At 44.1% G+C, this 7,118-nt stretch carries 11 protein-coding genes; 10 read left to right on the forward strand and 1 reads right to left on the reverse strand.

Going from position 1 to position 7,118, the window contains the following annotated elements; genetic code table 11:
• Positions 1 to 228 precede the first annotated feature (228 nt).
• On the reverse strand, positions 229 to 396 hold the full coding sequence (locus H6G96_RS35645; protein WP_190918576.1) for a hypothetical protein: 168 nt from the start codon (positions 394 to 396) through the stop codon (positions 229 to 231).
• A gap of 281 nt (positions 397 to 677) precedes the next feature.
• Between H6G96_RS35645 and H6G96_RS35650 the strand changes: the two genes are divergently transcribed.
• The 10 genes from H6G96_RS35650 to H6G96_RS35695 form a co-directional block, all read left to right on the forward strand.
• A complete protein-coding gene (locus H6G96_RS35650; protein ID WP_190918578.1) occupies positions 678 to 1,715 on the forward strand; it encodes a ParM/StbA family protein in 1,038 nt (345 codons plus the stop codon).
• Positions 1,716 to 1,720: 5 nt separating this feature from the next.
• Positions 1,721 to 1,996, forward strand: coding sequence for a hypothetical protein (locus H6G96_RS35655; RefSeq protein WP_242055869.1), 276 nt, complete (start codon positions 1,721 to 1,723; stop codon positions 1,994 to 1,996).
• Positions 1,997 to 1,999: 3 nt separating this feature from the next.
• Positions 2,000 to 2,212: a hypothetical protein gene (locus H6G96_RS35660; RefSeq protein ID WP_190918582.1), complete on the forward strand. Its 213-nt coding sequence runs from the start codon at positions 2,000 to 2,002 to the stop codon at positions 2,210 to 2,212.
• The gene (locus H6G96_RS35665; RefSeq protein WP_190918584.1) at positions 2,209 to 2,445 is read left to right on the forward strand and encodes a hypothetical protein; all 237 of its coding nucleotides are present in this window, start codon (positions 2,209 to 2,211) and stop codon (positions 2,443 to 2,445) included. The genes H6G96_RS35660 and H6G96_RS35665 overlap by 4 nt, the downstream gene beginning before the upstream one ends.
• Positions 2,446 to 2,452: 7 nt before the next feature.
• Positions 2,453 to 2,647: a hypothetical protein gene (locus tag H6G96_RS35670; RefSeq protein WP_190918587.1), complete on the forward strand. Its 195-nt coding sequence runs from the start codon at positions 2,453 to 2,455 to the stop codon at positions 2,645 to 2,647.
• Between the two features lie 97 nt (positions 2,648 to 2,744).
• Entirely contained in the window at positions 2,745 to 3,188 is a 444-nt protein-coding gene (locus H6G96_RS35675) for a hypothetical protein (protein ID WP_190918588.1), read from the forward strand.
• Between the two features lie 8 nt (positions 3,189 to 3,196).
• Positions 3,197 to 3,868 carry a hypothetical protein gene (locus tag H6G96_RS35680; protein WP_190918590.1) on the forward strand — a complete coding sequence of 224 codons (672 nt, stop codon included), beginning with the start codon at positions 3,197 to 3,199 and terminating at the stop codon, positions 3,866 to 3,868.
• Between the two features lie 70 nt (positions 3,869 to 3,938).
• Entirely contained in the window at positions 3,939 to 4,517 is a 579-nt protein-coding gene (locus tag H6G96_RS35685) for a hypothetical protein (protein ID WP_190918592.1), read from the forward strand.
• Positions 4,514 to 6,337, forward strand: coding sequence for a hypothetical protein (locus H6G96_RS35690; protein WP_190918594.1), 1,824 nt, complete (start codon positions 4,514 to 4,516; stop codon positions 6,335 to 6,337). Before H6G96_RS35685 ends, H6G96_RS35690 begins: the two co-directional genes overlap by 4 nt.
• A 209-nt stretch (positions 6,338 to 6,546) precedes the next feature.
• A partial coding sequence (locus H6G96_RS35695) for a response regulator transcription factor (protein ID WP_190918596.1) occupies positions 6,547 to 7,118 on the forward strand: 572 nt, incomplete at its 3' end.

Genomic DNA, 7,118 nt, shown 5'->3' on the forward strand with positions numbered 1-7,118 from the left:
ATAATGATGTTGCGGTAGGACTGACCGCTTTGGCGACGACTGACAATCGTCTTGGTATGGCATAGCTCTAGTAGGAGGTGGCGTACCCTAAAGTAGGTGGGGACTACCCTTTTTTTTGTGCTTTTTGCACAGTGTATCTATACAAACATGAGTTTTTACCCTGTGCGCGGAAAACAATAAGGTTTTGTGCGTCTTGCCGTGAAATATAAACGGTAAACTTCAGTGATGCTAATCATCTTTTAGTTTGCCTGCCTTAATTAATTCTTGTTCTATATACTCAGTAATCCTTTTACTCATATCTGTACCTATCTCTGTGCAATACGCTTTAAACAGCCGTCGGTAATTTTCTGGCACAATTATGCGGACTTGTACCATTTTCTTTTCTTGGTCACTCATAGAAACCTATGCACAGTATAGCCACTACAGCCACCAAATGAAAGCAGTAGTGGCTATATAGCATTTTATTGCTGTAAAGCCACTTTTGTATAAGTAATGGCTATAGTGTCTTTATAGCCACTATAGCCATTACTGTGTTAACTTAATAGACATGAGCGCAAAACGGACGATGAAGCGCGTGAAAAGCCACACCAAGGATAAATAGGTTGTAGGACTTAGTAGCCGCCTAAAAATGACCGCAAACGCTTATCAATCAAAGAATTAACCCTAAAATCTGAACCATGAATTACGCATATACCCAGCCAGTTTACGGCTTATCATATCCGCCGAGTAACGGGAAAGTAAGTCCACAGCACGGACAGGTAAGACCGCGAGTAGTTTTCGATGGCGGCAACCGTTTTGTGAAATGGATTGACCCCAACAACCTTGTGCAATGTTTGCTCAGTGTTGTAAAAGAAGTCAGTGAATATCAGTGGAAGCGGCTCAAGCCCGATGACCAGTCAGTATTAATTGAAGTTGATGGTAAACGCTTTGTAATTGGGCGATTAGCTCAAGAACTAGGTGGTGAGCCGACCTTCCAAACAGATAAATGCCAATTGGCATCCATCCTGGCACTTTCTGCAATCCAGCCCAATCCCGGACAAACAACCGTACACATCCAGCAGATGATTGTGGCACTGCCGAATACTCTCAACGATGACGATGTAGCCGCAGTAAAGCGAATTGCTAACCACCCATTGACCAAAGAATTTAAACGCAATGGTGAATACATCACCTATACCGTGGGTGAAGTCGTCCCTGTTGATGAGACTGAGCCAGCATTCCACTACGCTTTAAATCAAGGTTTTTTCAGCTTCCCAGAGGCGAAAAACGCGATTTGGGATTTAGGAGGCGGCACGGCTATAGCCAGAATTTACACGCCCAACGGAACCATGATCCATGATGCGGAGGTGATTCTACCCGGAACCAAGGCACTCGCCCAGCAAGTAGCGGTAGAGATGAAAGAGGTGTACTCTCTCGATTACAGCCCTAGTTTACAGGGCATCATGGACGCGATCGCACGAGGTGATTGCCTCTACGGGACAGACAAGCTTGATTTCTCCTCCATCTTTGAAAAAGCCTGTGACCAGTGGGTAGAGTCTGCCCGGAGAGAAATTCGCTCAAAGTGGGCGCAACACCTACCAGAGTTGGGAGAAGTCTTGATTGTAGGCGGGAGTGCAGATATCGCCGCCCCTATCTGTGCAACTTCTGGAGATCGCTTTAAGATTGCCCCATCGCCGCAGTTATTCAACATCATTGCAATGGCTTATCAGGAGTAATGCCAATGACGCAAACAAGAATTGTTCTTAATCCCAAGTACAAGCCCAAAGCCGAAGAAATCTTAGAAGCGACTGGAATCGATAACCTCTCTCAACTGTTTACCCTGCTGCTAGTTAATTACGGTGATTGTTTGGTTAACTGCTTAAAGCACTCACACCAACTACCTATACAGTCATCTCTAGTAGCTCAAACGCCTACACAAGTCCCAAATCAGCCACCATCTATCAAACCTCAACCATCACCACAAGCTAAGAAATTTGCTCCAATGGGGAGCTTTTAAGTAATGAAATACAAAACACTTGGATTCTCTGTTGCTGCTCTTAGCTTTCTAGCCCTTGGCTATTTCGGAGTGCAGCAGCTTGGCAGAAACAATATGTTCACCATCGCCGCAGTTGTGGGAGGTGCAGGAGCCATCAGCTATGTACTTCAAAAGCCGAGTCAACCAGAAGCACCAACCGCACCAATCAAAACCCAAAGGAAAGGAAAGAAGTTATGAGCCACCAACACACCCAAAAGACACAACCATCACTAACAACAACCGAAATCATGACCATCATCCTGGGTTGCGAACAGACTCTAAGGTTTGTGCAAGCATCTCCCAATTACAAACAAATTGAAGCGTCCGAAAAGTTCAGTACATCGAATGACCTGCGTCTGGGTGATGCTGTGCAAGCTTTGATGGAGATTCACGAAGCAATCCTAAATATCGAGTTCTATTCCCAAGTTTGAGGAACTTATGTTAGAAACGACAACTTTGCAACGTAATCATTTGTATGAATTTCGAGGTCAACAACTCCGCTACAGTCATCGGTCTAATTGTCGAGTCAATGCACCTTTCATTTTCAATGACTCCAAAGGCAAACGAAAAGAATTAAGCCAAACCCAAGTGCAGAAGGAGGTTTTTGAACTTGTTGAGTTTTGTGAAAACTGATGATGAAGCGATTGCACCGACGACCAATCATTGCAATCGCCCCACTCCGGGACGTATCTCTCGCCGCAAAAACGAAAGTACACAAGGATTCTAACAAATGACACTTGATTACAAAAATCCCAACGATTGGGGACGTTCACCCCTGACCGACTCCGCCCTAAGAAAGCAGCAATTCAAAGCGGAAAATCCTGAACAATGGTCAGCAATGATTTCGGCAGATATTGAGGCACTCTCCACGCCAATATTCGAGAGTGAAGATTATCCACCTTTCACAGGAACGGAATTCTTAGCAACTCATTCAACCATCGATGACCATCCATACTCTGCTGCATTTGGTCAATTCTTGGGTAATGGTATTGACCCTGATATTGCAAATACTTTGGCATTTGGCTCTAAGCAATTTGATTTAATTTCTGATGATTTTGACGACCCCATAAGGCAATTAGCAACGAGAATTTATAGCCGATTTTCAGAGATGGGTTACTGGGATAAGTTGCCCCAATCATCCAGCAATATCGACTATGACTACATCCCTTATTAGGAGATTAAATGGCACGTAATTTTGGAGCAGCAAAACTCAAAAACCATATTCCCAATAATGCCCCCGGTACTTTAGGAGCAATGGGGAGACTGTTTGATGTGTCGGCTGAGGAGTTCAACAAAGCCCTCCTTGGCGACCAAACGGTAATCACCAAAATTGCAGACATGGCGCGACTGTCTGACACAGCTAAGGCTAATCTGCCTAAAGCTTTGGAGGCATATCGGAAGATTATTGAAACCACAGGCGATGTAAACCAAGCCTATGCCGAACTGGTGCAATTGACCCAAAAACACGGTACGCAAACCCTGAAAGCTATCAACAGCAGTAAGACAGGAGAGCAGCGTTTCAAAAATGAGATGTCCGAGATGCAGGCAGAACACGTCAACGCCACTACTGCGGAGGCAACCCGTCACGCTCAACGCTCATCCTTGATTCAGATATCTGGGGCCACAGCAGACCTTATGGCGATCGCAAAATATGAGGCTGATTTAATTAAAGCTTCTAACAAGCTGCCTGAGACACAAGACGCAGCAGATCGCGCTTATGAAACTGCGGTAACTAGCGCACTGTGGACAAACGGTAGTGAAGCGAAGACCGACCGCATACCCAAGCCCAATTACTCACGCACTGCTGGAATTAGTCGTGTGGGGCAGTGGTTCCGCAACTTCATGGGCATTTAACCATAGTTAGCTAAAAGCCAGCAGTGACGGAAAACTCTGGCTTTTTCTGTTTCACCCACGCGAGGTAAACATGAATGAAATTGATTCCCTATTATCGCAGTTCCAAAATACCAGTGAACAGTCCACACCGTTAATGTGGGGTGAAACTACTTCAGAAAAACCGACCCCAGAGAGCGAAGACGGTGAAAGGCTAGAACAGTCAATTAGAGATGTTTTCAGTAACAAACAACTCCTCAACAAAGCACTCAAGACATTTTTGGGCGTATTCACCGCTAACACTGGAGTCAGCCTACTAACTTCTTTAGGAATTGGCGCGATCGCTTCTGGGACACTCGGCAGCATTGTACTGGGGTTATTCTTCGCCAACACTCTCACCAAAATTCAATACGACGGACAAATCCACATTGGCAAAGAGTTCATGGTGGCAACTGTCCAAACTGCAAGTGTAGGGGCGGCGCTGTGGATAGCTTTTGACGAATATCGGGTTGTAAGGGAGGCGGCCAAGATAGGTAAGACAAGGTTTTACGAGGAAGTTAGAAACTACGAAGTCAAACCAACTCCCCAAACTGAAACTCCCTGGCTGTTGATGGGATTAGGTGCAGTGGGGTTGTTGCTATTGGCAGCAGTGCTAAAGGGGGCAAACCAATGAAACGTAAGCAGTTCGAGTCATATAGAAGTTCAGGGACAGCCAACAATATCACTGTGGGGGTGCTTGCAACCATCGGGTTAATTTGTGGGGCAAAGTCATTCACAGGCACTCAGATTAGTTTGGTTGAGTATTGTTTTATCCCCTCTAAGCTCACCAAGCCGGTTAACCGTCAAAGGTACTGCACTCCCAACAAGCGTTACATAATGCCAGAGTCGGAGTTTTATGCCTCTTCTTATGCACCAGCTAACCCAGAGTTTCAACGTGATAACTTCCTGCCTACCAAAGCAACGAGATTAAGAATTATTCCACCAAGCAACCCTGATAAACCGCTTTGGGGTCTAGCCTCCGTTGTGGCAACTGGTAGCGCTTTCGCTTTATCCAAAGCTAGGGAATGGCGATTGCTACAACTAATGCCCTCAGTTAGGGAAGAAATTCGTACCAACTGGTTAATTTCTAAACTTTGGTCAGGGTTAAAGCTCCATAAGGAAGCATATAGCGCACAACTAGATTACGAGTTTCACCAATGGACGGAGAATAGACGGGTAAGAGAAGCGCAGTTGTCAAAAATGACACCGCAAGAGTTAGCCATCTTTCAAGAGCAGGTACGTTTGAGGGCAGAGGCAGAAGCACGGGTGCAACTGCAACAGGTAACTGGGCAGCCAGCCGCAGCATTACCAGGGCAATCAATGCAGGATATCGCCAGGGGTGACGATAAAGTAACTGGGGAAGAACAGCAGACATTACAACAAAATACTGCAATTAGCCTTGACCCATCAGAAGCTCTTGCCCTGAATACTTTGCAAGCCCTAGCCAGAGCAGATAGTTCCACTGCTTTAGTTGCCGCGCCGGGAAGCGGTAAATCAGTAACCCTCAATTACTTAATTGGGCGGATTTTGGCTGATTCCCCAGGGGCGGACATCTGGGTAATTAGTGCTAAGAATGATAGTTTCTGCGGTTTACGAGAGAAAGAAAGAGTAATTGTCTTTGACGGGGAAAACCCAGACCTAGCAAAAGAGGTAATTGACAACTTTTACACCTCGTACAAAAAGCGTAAGCAACTACCAGAATCAAAGCGCGAATCCTTACCGCCATTGATTCTAATTTTGGATGACTGGTTAGTGATTGCTGACCAATTAAGTAAGCATTACTCCGACTGGAATTATGGGGGTAAATTACTTGAGGTTTTACTGATTGGTCGAGAGTTTAATACTAAGTTTATTGCCTCGCTACAGTCTTTTAATCTGGCAGCTTTGGGTATTGAAAAGATGGATGCTCAAACTCGTATGTGCCTTAACTTACTGCTGTTAGGTAACAGGTATATCAAGAACGGAAGGGAGCAAGAATCTTATGGGGTATTGGAGTTGATTTTAAATAGAGGTGACATTATTCCAGGTAAGCTTGAGCGGGAGCAAATTAAATCTAAATACTTGGATATTAAAACAGTCTCCTATCAAAACCTCCGTCCAGTGATGATTGCTTCTGTTGGTGGTTTTGTCGTGGCATTAATGCCCCTTTTATCTAATAAAGTTAACTCGATTGCTTCGGAGCAGGAATATCTAGATAGAGTATTTGACCTGGAATTTAATTTAAATGCTGCTCACAATGTACATCCAAAGCCATTATCTGAGGTGGCTAACAAGATTTATGAATACTTCCAGAATGTCAAGACTAAAACCCCAAAAACATTACGCGATTTGAAGAAAGCAGACAGGTTATCTGGTTATTCAGAATCAGAATTAATTGATGGTTTAGCTGAATTAGTTAAGACTGAGAAGGTAAATTCTGATGGGAATGATAGCTACTCTCTGCCTAATTGGTAAACGGATTGCCGTAATGCCGTGGTCATAAAAAGGGATGTCTTACTGGCTTTTCTGAGTGTCCACGGCATACGGCATCAATCACGGCAATCCATGCCCTGTATAGGTCGTAGCCTACGGCACTGCTACGGCAGCACGGACACCCACGGCAGAAGCATCAATAATAAGTCCGCCAATAAACAGCCATTTATTATTAGAGGATTAATCAAATCATGCTGAAAATAGTAATTGTTGAACCAGAAATATTCACTCTCTTAGGCATCAAAGGTGCTATTTCACAATTTCCTGATATAGAAGTAACTGGTGATGCTACCAGTGGAAAACTAGGGTTTAAGTTAATTGAACAGACCAATCCTGATGTTGTGTTAGTTGATTTACTCTTACCCGATATGAGTGGTTTAGAACTGACTCGCTCAATCAAAAGGAAAACTAATAGTAAAGTGGTGATTTTTACTAATCAGACTCATTCCGACTTTATTAACTCAGCTTTCCGTCATGGTGCTGATTCTTATATGCTCAAGACGGCTGATATAGAATTGATTGAACTAGCCATCAAGAGAGCTTACTTTAATGAATGTCTACTTGACCCTAAGCTGGCTAAAAAATTATTAGAAACCCTTTATCAAAACAGATATATTGACCCTAACTTCGTTGAGAAAAACTTGCTTGACTCTCCCACCGAGCGACAAATACAAGTCCTGCGATTACTGGCGCAGGGGTTAGTTTTTGAACAGATTGCCAGAGAAATGTTTCTCTCTGTTAGTACAGTCAAACATTATGCTAG

The sequence above is a fragment of the Nostoc sp. FACHB-892 genome (genome assembly GCF_014698795.1).
Lineage (GTDB): Bacteria > Cyanobacteriota > Cyanobacteriia > Cyanobacteriales > Nostocaceae > Nostoc.